A 16,378-nucleotide genomic window follows, 5' to 3' on the forward strand; every position below is an offset into this window, starting at 1 on the left:
AGCAAGGGCAGATTCCACGAGGTCACGATGGCGCGCCGCGGGTCGCGCTTCGTGGGGGCGCTGCGACACCTGTGACTGTCGGTCGATGAATAATCGCGTGCGCGCCACCGGTAAGCTGGACATTTGTGCAGACCCACGAGATCCGACGGCGTTTCCTGGACCATTTTCTCCGTGCCGGCCATACCGAGGTGCCCAGCGCCTCGCTGATCCTGGCCGACCCGAACCTGCTGTTCGTCAACGCAGGCATGGTCCAGTTCAAGCCGTACTTCTTGGGCCAAGAAGCACCCCCGTATCCGCGGGCCACCAGTGTGCAGAAGTGCGTGCGCACCGGCGATATCGATGAGGTCGGCGTCACGACCAGGCACAATACGTTCTTCCAAATGGCCGGGAACTTCTCTTTCGGTGACTACTTCAAACGGGACGCGATCACCCTTGCGTGGGACCTGATCACCAAGCCGCAAGACGCCGGAGGCTACGGGTTCGATCCCGAGCGGATCTGGGTCACCGTGTACCAGGACGATCTCGAAGCTGCCGAGATCTGGCGGCGGGTCGTTGGTCTTCCCGAGCAGCGCATCCAATTCCGCGACGGTAAGGACAACTATTGGGACATGGGCGTGCCCGGTCCCGGCGGACCGTGCTCGGAGATCTATTTCGACCGCGGACCCGAGCACGGTCGCGACGGCGGGCCGGTCGTGGACGAGGACCGGTATCTCGAGATCTGGAATCTCGTCTTCATGCAGGACGTTCGTGGGGAACTGAGTCCGAAACAGGGACACCAGCCGGTGGGGTCGCTGCCGAAAAAGAACGTCGATACCGGCATGGGCGTGGAGCGTATCGCGTTGTTGCTGCAGGGTGTCGACAATGTGTACGAGACCGACCTGCTGCGCCCGATCATCGGCCGGGCCGAAGAGTTGACCGGTCGTTCCTACGGGATTCGGCATGAGGACGATGTTCGCTTCCGTGTGATCGCCGATCATGCCCGCTCGGCGGCCATGCTGATCTCCGACGGCGTGAACCCGGGCAATGACGGCCGCGGATATGTGCTGCGCCGCCTGCTGCGCCGTATCGTGCGCTCGGCCCGACTGCTCGGCGCCGAGAAGCCGGTGATGGGCGAACTGCTGCGGGTCGTCAGCGAGCTCATGGCGCCGTCCTACCCGGAACTGGCTACCGATTTTCGCCGCATCGAGACCGTCGCGGTCGGTGAGGAGACCGCGTTCCTCAAGACGCTCAACACCGGATCCACCCTGTTCGACAACACCGCCGCGACAGTGAAGGCCAGCGGCGGCACGACGATCTCCGGGTCCGACGCTTTCACCTTGCACGACACCTATGGCTTCCCCATCGACCTGACACTGGAGATGGCTGCCGAAGCCGGGCTGTCGGTCGACGAGGACGGCTTCCGTTCGCTCATGGCCGAACAGCGCGCGCGGGCCAAGGAAGACGCGCAGGCTCGTAAGCATGCCCACGCAGACCTCACGATCTACAAGGAACTGGTCGATCGCGGTGCCACCGAGTTCACCGGCTTCGACGAACTGACCTCCGAGGCCACCGTGCTCGCCTTGATCACCGGCGGCGTGCGGGTGCCGACTGCAACGGCAGGGCAGGACGTCGAGGTCATCTTGGATCGCAGTCCGCTCTATGCCGAATCCGGTGGCCAAATCGCCGACCGGGGCTCGATCACTGCCTCTTCGGGCCTCCGACTCCAGGTGCGCGATGTGCAGAAAATCGCCAAGAAGATCTGGGTGCACAAGGCTACGGTGGAATCCGGGCAGATCACCGAGGGAGATGCCGTACTCGCCCAAGCCGACCCGTCCTGGCGGCGCGGGGCCACCCAGGGACATTCCGGCACGCACATGGTGCACGCTGCCCTGCGCCAGGTACTCGGCCCGAACGCCGTGCAGGCGGGTTCGCTCAACAGGCCGGGCTACCTGCGCTTCGATTTCAACTGGCAGGGTCAGCTGTCCGATCAGCAGAAGGTCGACATCGAGTCGGTGTCCAACGAGGCGGTCGGCGCGGACTTTCCGGTGAACACATTTGTCACCGACTTGGCAGAAGCCAGACAGATGGGTGCTCTCGCCCTGTTCGGTGAGAACTACGGCAACGAGGTTCGCGTCGTGGAGATCGGTGGTCCATTCTCGATGGAACTCTGCGGCGGTACGCATGTGCAGCAGTCCTCGCAGATCGGTCCGATCACGGTGCTCGGCGAGTCGTCGGTCGGATCCGGAGTCCGGCGGGTCGAGGCATTCGTCGGTTTGGACTCCTACAAATACCTCGCCAAGGAGCGCGCTCTGCTGGCTGGAGTGTCCTCGATGTTGAAGGTACCCCCGCAGGACGTGCCGAGCCGAGTCGAACAACTCGTCGAGCGGCTCAAGACCGCCGAGAAAGAACTCGAGCGGACCAAGATGGCGGCAGTGTTGTCGGCGGCAGGGGAATTCGTCGACGCGGCGGAGCGGATCGGTCGCGCGCTTCTCGTCGCCATCGCCGCGCCGGAGGGCGTATCGGGCAGTGACCTTCGGGCTCTGGCCACCGACATCCGTAGCCGGTTCGGTGCCGAGCCTGCGGTGGTGGTGCTGCTCGGCAAGGTCGATGGCAAGGTTCCCTTCGTGGTTGCGGTGAACCAGCCCGCGCAAGAACTCGGAATCCGAGCCCGGGAACTGGTCGACAGCTTCGGTCCGAGCATCGCGGGTCGGGGCGGCGGCAAGCCGGAGATGGCTCAGGGCGCCGGCACGAATCCGTCGGGCATCCCTGCAGGTTTGGCTGCGGTTCGGGCCCGGGTGGCCGAACTGGCGGGGTGATGAGCGACCACCAGGGGCAGAAAGCGCGCGCGCCACGTCGGCCCGACCGTCCGCACCCGGCCACGGATCCCGGGCGGGGCAGGCGGATCGGAATCGACGTCGGTAGTGTCCGCATCGGGGTGGCCGCCTGTGATCCCGACGGCATTCTTGCGACACCGGTGGAGACCGTGGCTCGCGCCGCCCAACGCCGGAGCACGCGCGCGACACCCGATGTCACCAGAATTGCTGAAATTGTGCGGGAGTATGAGGCCGTCGAGGTGATCGTCGGCTTACCCAGGACTCTGCGTGGGGAAAAGGGTTCCGCTGCCACGCTGGCCATTGCATTTGCCGAGCGTGTGCAGATGGCTATCGCCCCGGTGCCGGTCCGACTTTCTGACGAACGTTTGACTACGGTGTCAGCAGCACGCGCCTTGCGGAGTAGCGGTGTTCGCGCGCGTGGCCAGCGGCAGGTGATCGATCAGGCTGCGGCCGTGTCGATTCTGCAGGGATGGTTGGACGAACGGAGTGCGGTGTTGAAGGCGGTACCCACAGGAGGCGTCGAGTCGTCCGGAGACGAGGCATGACCGATCGATGGGCGCGGGCCGAGGAAGAGTTCCGGCAGCGTGAAGGTGATCGACGCTACCGTCGCGACGACACTGCCTGGGCTGCGCGCGAGGACGACACCATGGTCATCCCGCGGCATGTCGACGAGGACGACGAGCCCGCTGCCGAGTCGTGGCGTGACCCGGACTCGTGGGCTGAGCACGAGGACTCGTCTGTGCGACCGAAACGCTCCGCGCCGAATCGCCGCTCCGCGCCGAATCGTGCTGGGCGGCGTGGCGCTCGTTCCCGTGCTGCTGCCCGAAAGGCCGTCGAACGAAAGCGTCGGCGGCGCAATCTGTGGATCGTCGTCGGGGTGGCCATGCTGGTGTTCACCGGAGCAGCGGGCTTCGCGGGCAAGAAGCTGTTCGGTGGCGGGCGGGTGCCCGAAGACTACACGGGTTCCGGCGGTCCTCTGGTGGTGGTGCAGGTACACCCGGGTGAAACTGCGCAGGAGATCGCTGTGGCCATGCTCGAACGCGGAGTTGTCGCAAGTACGGGCGCCTTCTACGAAGCGGCAGTCCAGGATTCGAGGATGAGTACCGTGCAGCCCGGCTACTACGCGATCGCCAGTCGCAGCCCCGCTGCGCAAGCAGTAGCCGCGTTGGTCACCAATTCCTCGCGGGTCGGCAATCTGGTGGTCTCCGAAGGCCGCCAGTTGCACGACCAACACGATGTGAACACCGGTGCACGCAAGGAGGGCATCTACCGTAAGATCGCCGCGGCCAGCTGCGTCGGAACCGGGCCGGCGCAACGGTGTGTGACCTACGAACAGCTCGACGCCGCCGGCGCGGGTACGGATCTGGCCGCGCTCGGCGTGCCGGAGTGGGCCGCGCAGGAAGTTCGGACGGTACCCGATCGCACCAGGCAGCTCGAGGGGCTGATTGCCGCGGGTGCATGGGATTTCGATCCCAGCGGCACACCCGAGCAGATCCTGAAGGAGCTGGTGACCGCGAGCACACGTAGCTACCAGGACAACGGTCTCCTACAGTCCGGAGCCAAGACCCAACTGGATCCCTATCAGACCCTCATTGCGGCATCGCTGATCGAACGAGAAGCATTGCCACAGGATATGTCCAAAGTGGCTCGGGTGATCGTGAACAGGCTTCGGGTCGACCAACCGTTGCAATTCGACTCGACGGTGAACTACACACTGGATCGGACCGAGGTCGCGACCACCGACGCCGACCGGGCGGAACGTACGCCGTGGAACACCTACGCCATGTCCGGTTTGCCGGCTACGCCGATCTCCGCGCCGTCGCTGAATGCGCTACGCGCCATGGCGGATCCGGAGCCCGGGCCGTGGTTGTACTTCGTCACGATCGACCATCAGGGCACCACGCTGTTCGCCGACGGATATCAGGAGCACTTGAGCAATATCGAGATAGCGTGGCAGAGCGGAATTCTCGACAGTGGGCGGTAGACGCAAGGCAGCGGTGCTGGGCAAGCCGATTGCACACTCACGCTCCCCGCAACTGCATTTGGCCGCCTATCGTGCGCTCGGCCTGGAATGGACCTACGAGCGCATCGAATGCTCGGCCGAACAACTGCCGGGATTGGTGGACGGATTCGGACCCGAGTGGGTCGGACTCTCGGTGACCATGCCGGGTAAGGAGGCGGCCCTCGCGTACGCGGGCGAGCGGACCGAGCGCGCTGTACTGGTGGGCTCGGCCAATACGCTGATCCGTACCGCAGGTGGTTGGCTTGCCGACTGTACCGATGTGGACGGGGTACTCGGCGCCCTGCGCGGTATCGGCATCGCCGAGGTGGCCGAGGCCGTTGTATTGGGCTCCGGAGGAACAGCGAGGCCTGCGCTGTTGGCTCTTGCGGAGCTCGGCGTGCGCGCCGTCACTCTGGCCGTGCGGAACCCCGAGCGAGCGCGGGGCGCGATGGAACTTGCCGACCGGCTCGGGATGACTGCGGCATCGATCGGCTTCGATGCCGAGTCCGTGGGACCGGTCTGCGCCACAGCGGGCGTGGTGGTGAGTACCGTTCCTGCTGCTGCTGCCGCTGGTGTCGCAGACTCGGTCGCATCGGCCCCGGTGGTGCTCGACGCGATCTACGACCCATGGCCGACGCCCTTGGCGCATGCTGTCGAACGCGCAGGTCACACGGTGGTCAGTGGATTGCACATGCTGTTGAACCAGGCCTACGGGCAGGTCGAGCAGTTCACCGGACGTCCGGCGCCCCGGGCAGAGATGGCCGCTGCGTTGGCGGGCTCGGTCTAGGGTTTCTGGCTTCGCGTGGCGGAATGCCGTACTGCGTGACGATCGCCGTGGAAATCGGCGCGAGCTCCAGGTCGGATTCCACCCGCTCAGGTTATGGTGTTCGGCATGAATGCTTGGGTACTGCGGTCCGTCGTGCTCGGGGCGCTGGTGGTGGCGCTGCGTGCCGTACTCGGTTTCGCAATGGTCTACTGGCCGACGCACGGCGCGCAGATGCGCATGCTGTGTATCGTCGCACTGTTGGCGGCGATCGTATCGTGGGGTGTGCGCGACGGTCTCCGGGACCACGCCGCCTCCACGGGCTCTGGACGCGGTACCGACATGACCTTGCTGTGGTTGAAGGCCGGCGCCGCCGCGGGCATCGGGAGCGGTCTGGTGGCGTGGGTGCTGGATCGGCTGCCGCGGTTCGATCTCGGTGACAAGGGCTTGCTCTTCGAAGTCACCGCGAGCGCGTCGTTCATCGTTCTGCTGGTGTTCGTGCCAGCGCTGATCGGCGTCGGTATCGGTCGCCGGTTGGCCGAGCGTCGCGGCAGACGAGGTAACTCGGGCGGGCCAGCGGCCTTCCCTGCAGCAGGCACCGCGACCTGATCCCCGCCGTCCATCGGGTCGGGTGCCTCGGTCGCGTACGCCAGGTTTCCTAGGTCACAGTAAGATCGCGCCACTGTGCGGAGGATTGTCGCGCGCGATCGCGGAATACGCGGCAGCCAACAGCGCTGGGTCGGGTCCTTCCAGGCGACCGGGTTTGGCCAGACCGTCGAGCACGACGAAGCGCAGCATGCCCGATCGCGTCTTCTTGTCGGTCTGCATGGCATCGAGCAACTGGGGCAGCGCGTCGGCCTCGTAGCTGGTCGGTAGCCCGATTGCCGACAAGATCGTGTGATGCCGGTCGGCGGTCGCGTCGTCGAGTCGGCCGGCAAGTCGACCGAGTTCGGCAGCGAAGGCCATGCCGACAGCGACGGCTGCACCGTGCCGCCAACGGTAGCGCTCACGTCGCTCGATTGCATGGCCGAGGGTGTGCCCATAGTTGAGGATTTCGCGCAGGCTCGCTTCCCGCAGATCGGCGGCAACGACATTCGCTTTCACTCGAATCGCGCGGTGGACCAGTTCGGGCAGCACATCGCCTCCTGGGGCGAGGGCCGTCTCGGGGTCGCGCTCCACCAGATCGAGGATCACCGGGTCGGCGATGAAACCGGCCTTGATGATCTCGGCCATTCCTGCCACGATCTCGTTGTGCGGCACGGTTTCCAGCGTGGCCAGGTCGACCAGTACAGCGGACGGTTCGTGGAAGCAGCCGACCAGGTTCTTGCCGGCTTCGGTATTGATTCCGGTCTTACCGCCGATTGCTGCGTCGACCATGGCCAGCAATGTCGTGGGGACGTGCACGACGCGTACCCCACGCATCCAGGTCGCGGCGACGAAACCGGCCAGATCGGTTGCAGCGCCGCCGCCGAGGCCGACTATCACGTCGTTGCGTGTCAACCCGATACGCCCGAGCACTTCCCAGCAGAACCCGGCGACGGCCAGGTCTTTGCCCGCCTCAGCGTCCGGAATCTCGATACGGTGTGCGTCGATGCCGGTGTCGGCCACCGCCTTGCGCACCGCTTCGGCGGTCTCCGCCAAGGGGGGTTGGTAGAAGATCGCCACGGTACGTACGCCCGTGGTCGTGCCGCCGACCGACTCGACCAGTTCACCGAGCAACCCGCGACCGATGATCACCGGATACGGGTTGGCGGTGTGCACTTCTAGACGACGCGGCTGGGTCACGTGGCTTGCTCCGATTCTGTTGGTGTTGTTGTCGACTGCTGGCGAGGGCGTGCGGCGCCGTAGTTGGCCTGGTCACCTGTGCTCGTACCGGCAGCATCGGATCCACCTGTGCCGCGTCCGTTGCGGGTGGAACGGGAACGAGGCGATGTCACCCCGGGTTCCGCTGGGGAACCGGAGCTGGCTTCGGTGACCTTGCCCTGGTCGGTTGCCTTGCGCCGGGCCGCAGCTCGGGCTCTGGCCCGACGTCTGGCTCGGGACCTGTTGCCGCCCACGGGGACAGTGGCGGGTTGCGCTCGTCGAGTCGGTTCGGGTGTGGCGGACGGCGTCGGTTCCAATCCCAGTTTCGTCATGATCATGCGCACCACTCGCCCTGGGCTACGACCGTCGGTGCGGACCCGGATCGTGGCCACATCGCGATACAGCGGACGTCGGGCCCGCATCAATGTGCGGTATGCCGCGGCAGGATCCACGGTGTTGAGCAAGGGGCGTTGCGTGGTCGCCCCGGTACGCCGGAGTCCCTCGGACACACTGATTTCCAGGTAGACCACGGTGCGGCTGCGCAGCAACGCCCTGGTGTCCGGTGACAGAACCGCGCCGCCGCCGAGCGATACGACGCCGCGCTCGGCGAGGACGGCGCGACGTACCACCCGCTCCTCGATCCTGCGAAACTCCGGCTCACCATGTTCGGCGAAGATTTCGGGGATCGTTCGACCGGTCTCGCGTTCGATGCCGGCATCGGTGTCGTACAACTCGACACCGAGTTCTCGGGCGAGCTTGCGGCCGATCGTGGACTTTCCCGCGCCTGGCGGTCCGACCAGAACCACACGCGGGGCGCGTGGATCGGTCTGGGCGATCACTGCGACCGACTGTCAGCAGGAATGTGAGGTCGGCTGCTGATGCGCTTGACGTAGCTGGTGATGTTCTCGATGGTCTCGCCGAGCGAGTCGCCGCCGAACTTCTCCAGTGCGGCCTGCGCGACGACCAGCGCCACCATGGATTCGGCGACCACGCCAGCGGCGGGCACGGCGCACACGTCGGAGCGTTGGTGGATCGCGACGGCCTCCGCACCGGTGGTCATGTCGATCGTGGACAGGGCACGCGGCACGGTGGAAATCGGTTTCATCGCCGCCCGTACACGCAGCGCCTCGCCGTTGGTCATGCCTCCCTCGAGCCCGCCGGCTCGATTCGTCGAGCGCAGCACACCGTCCGAACCGGGTCGCATCTCGTCATGCGCTCGACTGCCCCGCCGTCGAGCCGTCTCGAAGCCGTCGCCGACCTCGACGCCCTTGATCGCTTGAATGCCCATCAGCGCGGCGGCGAGTCGAGCGTCCAACCGGTGCTCGCCGCTGGTGAACGAGCCCAGCCCGACCGGCAGGCCTTCGACGATCACCTCGACGACACCGCCGAGGGTGTCGCCTTCCTTCTTGGCGGATTCTATTTCCGCGATCATCGCTGCTTCCGCCTCCGGGTCGAATGCACGCACCGGGCTCTGGTCCACTGCCGCGAGGTCGGCGGCACTCGGAGCGATGGCGGTCCGGTTCTGCGCTGTGCCGATCGAGACCACATGCGAGACGACCTGTGCGCCGAACGCCTGACGCAGGAAGTTGCGTGCCACGGTTCCCGCCGCGACGCGCGCGGCGGTTTCCCTGGCGCTGGCGCGCTCGAGTACGTTGCGGGCATCGTCGAAGTCGTACTTGAGCATTCCGGAGTAGTCGGCGTGCCCGGGCCGCGGGCGGGTCAGCGGGGCATTGCGTGCCACGTCGGTGAGCTCGGCAGGGTCTACGGGGTCGGCCGACATCACCGTCTCCCACTTCGGCCATTCGGAGTTGGCCACCTCGATGGCCACCGGTCCGCCCATCGTGCGCCCATGCCGAACGCCACCGATGATGGTGACCTTGTCGGCCTCGAACTTCATCCGAGCGCCGCGCCCATACCCCAGCCTGCGGCGAGCCAGCTGCGCAGAGATCTCGTCGGAGGTCACCTCGACGCCGGCCACCATCCCCTCGAGCATGGCGACGAGAGCGGGACCATGGGATTCTCCAGCAGTTATCCAACGCAGCACAGCATTCATCTTCCCACGTCTACGCTGCTGCTCGGGAATGTGGCCCGTCGTGACGGCGAGCACCCCGAGCTCAGCTCGGGGACGCAATAGACGAACACAGGGCCAGCAGAGTCGTCACGCACATTGCGGGTCCGTGCGGCACAGTGACCGGAGCACTGCTTTCTCCACCTCGGGAGGTGTCGATACGTCGTGTCACCACTACACCGGCCGCGATGCATGCTGTGAGCATCGGCGCACCGAGCGCGGCCCAGACCCACACGTGCGGACCGCCGAGAGCGGCCACGGCGCCCAGGCCTACCGCGAGTTTCACATCTCCCGCGCCCAGCGCGGTCGGCGCGGCCAGGTGCACCAGCAGGTACGGCCCCGCCAGCAGCGCCGCGCCGAGTAAGGCGATCGCGAAATGTCCTGTTGTCAGGGCGTATCCAAGAACGGCCAATCCGCCGAAACCGGTCAGTCGGTTCGGTAGTTGGCGGAAGCGGATATCCACGACCGACAGTGCTGCACACCACGCGGCAAGGAGGACGAGTGCGATCACGGTCATGGCTTCACTGTGACTCGGCCACGGCCACGGGCGGCGGTCACCGACCGAAATGTGCACATCGCGATCGAATGTGAACAACTTTGCTCCACAGACGACAACGGCTTGCCGATCGGGAGAGCCACGCAGCGCGTGGTGAGCACGCGGTGTGTGGTGGCGGTATGGCGGCGGTAGTTTTGACATATGTGTGCTGATCGCCCGGGCTCGGTGCCCGATTATGCGGCGCGGCGTAGCGCGCTGCGCGGCCTGCTGGTGGAGAACAGGGTCGATGCCCTGCTGGTCACCGATCTGGTGAATATCAGATATTTGACCGGATTCACCGGCTCCAACGCCGCTGTGCTGGTGTATACGTGGGACACCCGCACCGCCGAAGACCGCACGGTGATCGGCACCGATGGTCGATATCGAACGCAGGTTGCCGAACAGGTTCCGGACCTGCGGGCCGAGGTCGCGCGGGCGACTGTGCGCCGGGTCGTGCAGTTGGCGGGGGAGTGGCAGCTCGGCCGGGTCGGTTTCGAAAGCCATTCGGTAACCGTCGATCAGCACCGCGGCTTCCTCGAGCAACGCACCGGCTTGGAGTTCGTCGCTACCCCTGGGCTGATCGAGCAGTTGCGGATGGTCAAAGACGACTACGAGGTCGCTCGGTTGCGCGCGGCCTGCGCGGCGGGCGATGCCGGGCTCGCTGCGCTGTTGGAGCAGGGCAAGCTGCGTCCCGGCCGCACCGAGCTCCAGGTGGCCCGGGATCTGGAGTGGGCGATGTACGAGCACGGCGCCGAGGCGGTGTCGTTCGAGACCATCGTGGCGACCGGAGTCAATTCGGCTGTCCCGCATCACCGTCCAACCGATACCGTGCTCGCGCTGGGCGATTTCGTCAAACTGGACTTCGGCGCCGTCGTCGGCGGCTACCACTCGGACATGACCCGCACGTTCGTGCTGGGCCGGCCCGACGACTGGCAGCGGGAGGTGTATGCGCTCGTCGAGGCGTCACAGCGAGCTGGCCGTGCGGCGCTGCGACCCGGGGCGCCGGTGGCCGACGTCGACGCCGCGTCTCGGTCGGTGATCGAGGCCGCTGGGCACGGTGAGCTGTTCGTGCACGGTCTCGGGCACGGCGTCGGGTTGCAGATCCACGAAGCGCCAGGAATCGCGAAAACCGGAACCGGTACACTCCTGTCTGGCGTGGCGGTCACCGTCGAACCAGGTGTGTACTTCCCCGGCCGCGGTGGCGTTCGGATCGAGGACACCCTCGTGGTACGCGAAGAGGGACCGGATTTGCTCACCCACACCAGCAGAGACCTGACCGTCGTCGACTGACGCCGGTCTGCCCGAGACCGAGCGGTAGAACGAGGAGATCCGAAGACAGTGGCGGACACCAGCGACTTCAAGAACGGCCTTGTGTTGAAGATCGACGGCCAACTTCAGCAGATCGTCGAGTTCCAGCACGTCAAGCCGGGCAAGGGCCCCGCGTTCGTCCGGACCAAGCTGAAGAACGTCGTGTCCGGCAAAGTGGTCGACAAGACCTTCAACGCTGGCGTGAAGGTGGAGACCGCGAATGTCGACCGGCGCGACATGACCTACCTCTATCACGACGGCACCGACTACGTCTTCATGGACGGACAGACGTTCGACCAGATCGCCATTGCCGAGGAGACCATCGGCAGCGGCGCTCGCTTCCTGCTGGAGACGATGACGGTACAGGTGGCCACGCACGAGGGGGCGCCGCTGTATGTCGAACTGCCCGTTTCGGTCGAGCTCGAGGTCACGCATACCGACATCGGTCTGCAGGGCGACCGTTCCACCGGTGGCACCAAACCGGCCACGCTGGAGACCGGAGCCGAAGTACAGGTTCCGCTGTTCATCAATACCGGTGACAAGCTGCGCATCGATTCGCGTGATGGCAGCTACCTCGGCCGGGTCAATGCGTGATCGTCGGATCGACTGATCCGAGGATGATCTGACGGTGGCGGACCAGCCGGTGGACAAGAAGTCCACACACAAGAAGTTCGGCGCGCGGCACAAGGCCCGGCGCCGTGCCGTCGACCTGTTGTTCGAGGCGGAGGCCCGCGACATCGATGCCGCTGACCTTCTCGGTGAGCGCGTCGAGCTGGCCGCTCACGACCAGGCGGTTGCGCCGGTGCACGCATATACCCACACGTTGGTCGGAGGCGTGGCCGAGGACTTGGACCGGGTCGACGGGACGATCGAGTCCTATCTTCAGGACTGGACGCTGTCGCGCCTTCCGGCCGTGGATCGCGCAATATTGCGGATTGCGGTATGGGAGTTGTTCCACGCGGGCGACGTCCCCCCGGTCGTCGCGGTGGACGAGGCGGTCGAACTGGCGAAAGAACTGTCCACCGATGATTCTCCGGCCTTCGTCAACGGCGTGCTCGGTCAGGTCGTTCTCATCGCACCGCAGGTACGTGCCGCGGCGGCCGCGACGCGTGCAGTGCAGCCACCGGAGATGTGAACCGATCTCCGCGCCGGTGACGCCCACGCGAGATTCTCGCGTATCCGATACGCCAGGTGCACGCTCCTCGTCGCGGAGCCGGTGTGCCGCGGTCGTGAGCTCGTCGACTCGAATGTGGTTGTGCCGTAGACCGAGTCGGCGCTGCGGTGACGCTTGTCGCAGGTCTTCTTCTCGCATCCGTCGTCCCGGGTCCGGGCACTGCCCGTATCCTGATGGAGACCGGAGGGGAGGGTGACGCTGCATGACACGGGTGCTGACGTGGACGCGGACCAATATCGATGGCGTCGTCGCGTTGATGCTCGCGCTGGTGGTCGGCGTGCTCGCGATACTCGATCTCGTCGATGTCGAGCAGGTGAATGCGGTCGTGTTGCTGGTGCTGGGTTTGCTGGCTACCACGTCATTGCGCGATCGGCACTTGTCTTCGAGGGCAGTGCGGGATGCGTCGTCGGTGCAGCTGCTCTACGGGCCGGAAATCGGGCATGCGCACACACTTGCTCGGCGCGACACCGAGCAATGGATCTTCAAGGGCGGCACCGGTAGCTACGTGCGCGCAGTGACACTGCGTGCGTGTGTCGAGAATGCACGGCGCGAGCAGCGCCCGTTGCGTATGCAACTGGAGATCTTGGACCCGTCCAACGAGCTGTTGTGCAAGACCTACGCACAGTTTCGCTCGTCGTTGGTCATGGAGGCCGACCGGGTCGGGGAGCAGTGGACCACCGAACGGACCCGGAAGGAGGCATTCGCGATGATACTGGCCGCCTGCTGGTATCGACAGCGGTTCACCTTTCTGACCATCGAGGTGGGGCTGTCCGCGGTGATGTCGACGTTCCGCTGGGATCTGTCATCGAGTTGTGTGATCGTCACGCAGAACAATCCGAATACACCTGCCATGCTGTTCGAGCGGGGAAAACCCTACTACCGGGACTTCAATCGAGAGCTGGTGGCCAGCTTCAAACAGACTCATCAGGTCCCGCTGGGTCGCAGTGAGGAGCTACCGCTGTCCGACGAGCCGACTGTCGACGAAGTGCGCCGGCTGTTCGAGGGACTCGACCTTCCGCTCCCGGTATCCTTCACCGACCGCGACGTCGCCGATATCGTGCGGCTCGCGCTTGCGCCCAGGAACCCGTACTAGTGAACCTCTACGACCATCTCGGCACATCGATCAGGTCTACGACACCCTGGCTCACTGCGCAACGCTGGACCCGTCGTCTGATGGCCGACGTGTGCGAGGGGAACAGCGCATTGAAAGCGGTCCGGCATCCGTTGGGCTTTCTGTGTTTTCCGGCGTGGCGCGGCGCCGGGCTGGGTGTGTGCATACACGTGTGGACCGAGAACCCTCGAGCTGTCCCCACCACGTCGGCGGTGCACGCGCACAGCTGGGATCTGTTCAGCATCGTGCTCTACGGGTCGGTGGGTAATGAGATCATCGATATCGACCATGCTCCCGCACATCCCACCCATCGGCTCTTCGAGGTGCGAAGCGGCTCCGACGGGGATCTGATGCTCGCCACTTCCGAACTGGTCACCGCCCAGACGCGCTCGAGGCAGCGAGTCCGGGCAGGGCAGGCCTACGCCCTGTCCGCCGGCGCGTTCCATATCTCGGACGTGCCGAGCGAAGCAGTGACCATGGTGCTGGGCATCGACCGCCTCGGAGCACCGGATCTGTCGCTCGGGTCGTTGTCTGCGACCGACCATCGCGTGCGTCGAACTGCGTGTACCTCGACAGAAACCAGGCGGATTGCCGGCGCGGTGCTGACCCGGCTGGCGTCCATCGGACCCGAAACCGGGCAGATTCGATCCGAGAGGGTGCGCTCGTGAATGCGCCCCCGCTGGTCACCACACTCGATGCGGCGACGAAGGTGGCGGTCGCCGCGGTCGTCGCGGCGGGGCGAGTCATCGGCGCCGGTTTGACCGATCCGCAGACGATTCGAACGAAGGACGCGGGCAGGGACGTGGTCACCGCTCTCGATCTGCGTGCAGAACGCATCATTCTCGAACACATTGCGCAGGCTTTTCCACACCATCGGGTTCTCGCGGAAGAATCCGGCTGGCACGATGGCGACGAGGCCTGGTGTTGGATCGTCGATCCGCTCGACGGGACCAACAACATCGCCATCGGTCTTCCGGTGTGTACCGTAGGCATCGCGTTGTGCCACAACAGTGTTCCGGTACTCGCTATCGTGCACGAACCCGTCGCCGACCGTACCTGGCTGGCTAGGCGCGACCATGGGCTGACCGGTCCGTACGGGCGCGTGGTTCCGGCCCCGCGGGCCATCGGATCACCCACGCAGGTCCTTGCCTGGCTCCAGGGCTACCAGGTCACGCGCACCGACCGCACTGCGAGAGCGTTGCGCTTGACGCTCGAATCCGGGTCGCGCAGGCTCATTCAACTCTGGTCACCGCTGCTGTGTTGGGTGATGCTCAGCCGCGGCGACATCGACGGATTCGTCGGCTATCGATCCGGGGCGGTCGATCGGTTGGCAGGTACGTTGCTGGCCCGAGAAAGCGGTATCCAGGTCACGGATTTCCACGGCGCCCCATTGGACGACCGTCTCGATCCGCGCACGACGGAGGTGAATTTCATCGCAGCGGTACCCGAGCGGTGGCACGAGCTGAGCGTGCTGGTGAAATCGGCAGCTGCTGTGACGGTCTGCGGTTTGGACCACCAGCCGATCGAGCCGGCTAGCTCGTGACCAGCAATGCGGCGACCGCGGAGGTGGTGGCGACGGCGGCGAGAACGAGACCGGTCAGGACGAAGCGGGTCATCGGGACACGGACGTCGTGCGTGCGGCAGTACTGCAGGACCAGCAGGGTGGCCAGCGATGCCCACGGCGTAACGATCGGGCTCACATTGGTTCCGATCAACAGTGCCAGAAGCTGGTTGCCGTTGTGCACCGCAACGACCGCCTCGCCTGCGGCGTAGGCGGGCAGATTGTTGGCCAGGTTGGCCAGGGCGGCGCCTGTCGCAGCAGCCCGGTAGGCGCCGCAGGCGCCGGCGTCGGTGCCGATCAACACATGTGTCAGCTCGTCGAGGCCCCATCGGCCCAGCGTCGGCACCACGAGGAACAGACCAGTCACGAATACCAACAATTGCCAGGGAATGAGCGACAGGCGCAAGGCGGTGGGGTCGAGGATGGCGAAGGCCGCCACCGCCACGGCCGCCGCGCCGAATGCCGCTACCGCAATGCGGTCGCCGAGCAGAGGTATCGCGACGACGAACAGTACACAGGCGCCGGCCGTGATCGTCATCAGCGCACGTTCGCGCGCATTCGCCGGGCGGATCGGGTTCGGTGGTATGTAGCGATCGGAGCCACGCCGGGCGGGCCGCCAGTACCACAGCCACAGACACAGCATCGTGGTGACGATCGAAGCCAGGTGCGGAGCCCACATCGTGGCTGCGAACTCCGTTGCCGTGAGTGCGATCCGGTCCGCAGCGAGCAGGTTGGTGAGATTGGACACCGGCAGCAGCAGACTGGCAGTATTGGCCAACCACAGTGTGGTCATGGCCAGTGGTAACGGGGGAATTCGGGCGGGACGCGCCAGCGCCAGCATCACCGGAGTGATGAGCACTGCCGTGGTGTCCAGATTCAGCAGGACCGTGGTTGCGGAGGCGAATGCTGCGCACAGGACGAACAGTGCGGGGTAGTGGCCACGACCGAGGATCGCCAGTCGATGGGCAATGACGTCGAAGACCTGTGCCTGCCTGGCGAGTTCGGCCAGCACGATCACGCTGCCGAGAAAGAGAAGCAGGGGGCCGATGCGGTGCAGGTTCGCCGCAGCCTCCTCGCGTGGCAGCAATCCGGACACGACGCACAGCACACCGACCGACAGCAACGCCACCTGCACCCAGTCCAGTACCCCGAGTCGAGGTCTCGAGCCAGACCTCGACGTCGTGACAGGGTCGGAGGGGCTGCCTCCGGTGGAATCGACCTGCTCGGGCACGTCAGCCAT

General features: G+C 65.7%; 15 protein-coding genes and 1 pseudogene. 11 read left to right on the forward strand and 5 right to left on the reverse strand.

All coding sequences use genetic code 11. The annotated features are described in order from the left end of the window. Nucleotides 1-125: 125 nt before the first annotated feature. The 5 genes from alaS to K940_RS27030 all read left to right on the forward strand — a co-directional run bounded on the left by alaS (nucleotide 126) and on the right by K940_RS27030 (nucleotide 6,187). The gene (gene alaS / locus K940_RS0105330) at nucleotides 126-2,795 is read left to right on the forward strand and encodes an alanine--tRNA ligase (RefSeq protein WP_028476686.1); all 2,670 of its coding nucleotides are present in this window, start codon (nucleotides 126-128) and stop codon (nucleotides 2,793-2,795) included. Further along, a complete protein-coding gene (ruvX, locus tag K940_RS0105335) occupies nucleotides 2,795-3,358 on the forward strand; it encodes a Holliday junction resolvase RuvX (RefSeq protein ID WP_028476687.1) in 564 nt (187 codons plus the stop codon). The genes alaS and ruvX overlap by 1 nt, the downstream gene beginning before the upstream one ends. Next, complete coding sequence (locus K940_RS0105340) at nucleotides 3,355-4,797, forward strand: endolytic transglycosylase MltG (protein ID WP_028476688.1); 1,443 nt, start codon at nucleotides 3,355-3,357, stop codon at nucleotides 4,795-4,797. The genes ruvX and K940_RS0105340 overlap by 4 nt, the downstream gene beginning before the upstream one ends. After that, nucleotides 4,787-5,602: a shikimate dehydrogenase gene (locus K940_RS0105345; RefSeq protein WP_028476689.1), complete on the forward strand. Its 816-nt coding sequence runs from the start codon at nucleotides 4,787-4,789 to the stop codon at nucleotides 5,600-5,602. The genes K940_RS0105340 and K940_RS0105345 overlap by 11 nt, the downstream gene beginning before the upstream one ends. Before the next feature lie 105 nt (nucleotides 5,603-5,707). Beyond that, nucleotides 5,708-6,187: a B-4DMT family transporter gene (locus K940_RS27030; protein ID WP_231390256.1), complete on the forward strand. Its 480-nt coding sequence runs from the start codon at nucleotides 5,708-5,710 to the stop codon at nucleotides 6,185-6,187. Nucleotides 6,188-6,241: 54 nt separating this feature from the next. On the opposite strand, the gene aroB is transcribed toward K940_RS27030, so the two are convergent. The 4 genes and pseudogenes from aroB to K940_RS0105370 form a co-directional block, all read right to left on the reverse strand. Further along, nucleotides 6,242-7,363 carry a 3-dehydroquinate synthase gene (gene aroB, locus K940_RS0105355; protein ID WP_028476690.1) on the reverse strand — a complete coding sequence of 374 codons (1,122 nt, stop codon included), beginning with the start codon at nucleotides 7,361-7,363 and terminating at the stop codon, nucleotides 6,242-6,244. Nucleotides 7,364-7,566: 203 nt separating this feature from the next. Beyond that, nucleotides 7,567-8,217 (reverse strand): annotated as a pseudogene (locus K940_RS33465) (shikimate kinase); the annotation flags it as partial. Beyond that, a complete protein-coding gene (aroC, locus tag K940_RS0105365) occupies nucleotides 8,217-9,425 on the reverse strand; it encodes a chorismate synthase (RefSeq protein WP_028476692.1) in 1,209 nt (402 codons plus the stop codon). The pseudogene K940_RS33465 and the gene aroC, both read right to left, overlap by 1 nt. 70 nt (nucleotides 9,426-9,495) lie before the next feature. Next, on the reverse strand, nucleotides 9,496-9,966 hold the full coding sequence (locus tag K940_RS0105370) for an A24 family peptidase (RefSeq protein ID WP_028476693.1): 471 nt from the start codon (nucleotides 9,964-9,966) through the stop codon (nucleotides 9,496-9,498). A 180-nt stretch (nucleotides 9,967-10,146) separates the two neighbouring features. On the opposite strand from K940_RS0105370, the gene K940_RS0105375 reads away from it, so the two are divergent. From K940_RS0105375 to K940_RS27040, 6 genes are all read left to right on the forward strand, one after another. Next, nucleotides 10,147-11,274, forward strand: a complete 1,128-nt coding sequence (locus K940_RS0105375; RefSeq protein ID WP_051406899.1) for a Xaa-Pro peptidase family protein — start codon at nucleotides 10,147-10,149, stop codon at nucleotides 11,272-11,274. Between the two features lie 48 nt (nucleotides 11,275-11,322). Next, entirely contained in the window at nucleotides 11,323-11,886 is a 564-nt protein-coding gene (gene efp / locus K940_RS0105380) for an elongation factor P (RefSeq protein ID WP_028476695.1), read from the forward strand. Between the two features lie 34 nt (nucleotides 11,887-11,920). After that, nucleotides 11,921-12,427: a transcription antitermination factor NusB gene (nusB, locus tag K940_RS0105385; RefSeq protein WP_028476696.1), complete on the forward strand. Its 507-nt coding sequence runs from the start codon at nucleotides 11,921-11,923 to the stop codon at nucleotides 12,425-12,427. A gap of 241 nt (nucleotides 12,428-12,668) precedes the next feature. Continuing rightward, entirely contained in the window at nucleotides 12,669-13,559 is an 891-nt protein-coding gene (locus K940_RS0105390; RefSeq protein WP_028476697.1) for a hypothetical protein, read from the forward strand. Then, the gene (locus K940_RS27035; protein WP_051406900.1) at nucleotides 13,559-14,245 is read left to right on the forward strand and encodes a hypothetical protein; all 687 of its coding nucleotides are present in this window, start codon (nucleotides 13,559-13,561) and stop codon (nucleotides 14,243-14,245) included. The genes K940_RS0105390 and K940_RS27035 overlap by 1 nt, the downstream gene beginning before the upstream one ends. Then, nucleotides 14,242-15,120: an inositol monophosphatase gene (locus tag K940_RS27040; RefSeq protein ID WP_051406901.1), complete on the forward strand. Its 879-nt coding sequence runs from the start codon at nucleotides 14,242-14,244 to the stop codon at nucleotides 15,118-15,120. The genes K940_RS27035 and K940_RS27040 overlap by 4 nt, the downstream gene beginning before the upstream one ends. On the opposite strand, the gene K940_RS0105405 is transcribed toward K940_RS27040, so the two are convergent. Further along, a complete protein-coding gene (locus K940_RS0105405) occupies nucleotides 15,110-16,378 on the reverse strand; it encodes an SLC13 family permease (RefSeq protein WP_028476698.1) in 1,269 nt (422 codons plus the stop codon). The genes K940_RS27040 and K940_RS0105405 overlap by 11 nt on opposite strands.

The sequence above is a fragment of the Nocardia sp. CNY236 genome, from assembly GCF_000482385.1.
Lineage (GTDB): Bacteria > Actinomycetota > Actinomycetes > Mycobacteriales > Mycobacteriaceae > Nocardia.

What these genes read in the sequence shown, in the direction of transcription:
- K940_RS0105370 (WP_028476693.1), bottom strand. Translation starts at nt 9,966, where the DNA reads ATGACCGTGATCGCACTCGTCCTCCTTGCCGCGTGGTGTGCAGCACTG.
- K940_RS0105340 (WP_028476688.1), top strand. Translation starts at nt 3,355, where the DNA reads ATGACCGATCGATGGGCGCGGGCCGAGGAAGAGTTCCGGCAGCGTGAA.
- K940_RS0105390 (WP_028476697.1), top strand. Translation starts at nt 12,669, where the DNA reads ATGACACGGGTGCTGACGTGGACGCGGACCAATATCGATGGCGTCGTC.
- K940_RS0105405 (WP_028476698.1), bottom strand. Translation starts at nt 16,378, where the DNA reads ATGGCTGACGTGCCCGAGCAGGTCGATTCCACCGGAGGCAGCCCCTCC.
- ruvX (WP_028476687.1), top strand. Translation starts at nt 2,795, where the DNA reads ATGAGCGACCACCAGGGGCAGAAAGCGCGCGCGCCACGTCGGCCCGAC.
- K940_RS0105375 (WP_051406899.1), top strand. Translation starts at nt 10,147, where the DNA reads ATGTGTGCTGATCGCCCGGGCTCGGTGCCCGATTATGCGGCGCGGCGT.
- K940_RS27030 (WP_231390256.1), top strand. Translation starts at nt 5,708, where the DNA reads ATGAATGCTTGGGTACTGCGGTCCGTCGTGCTCGGGGCGCTGGTGGTG.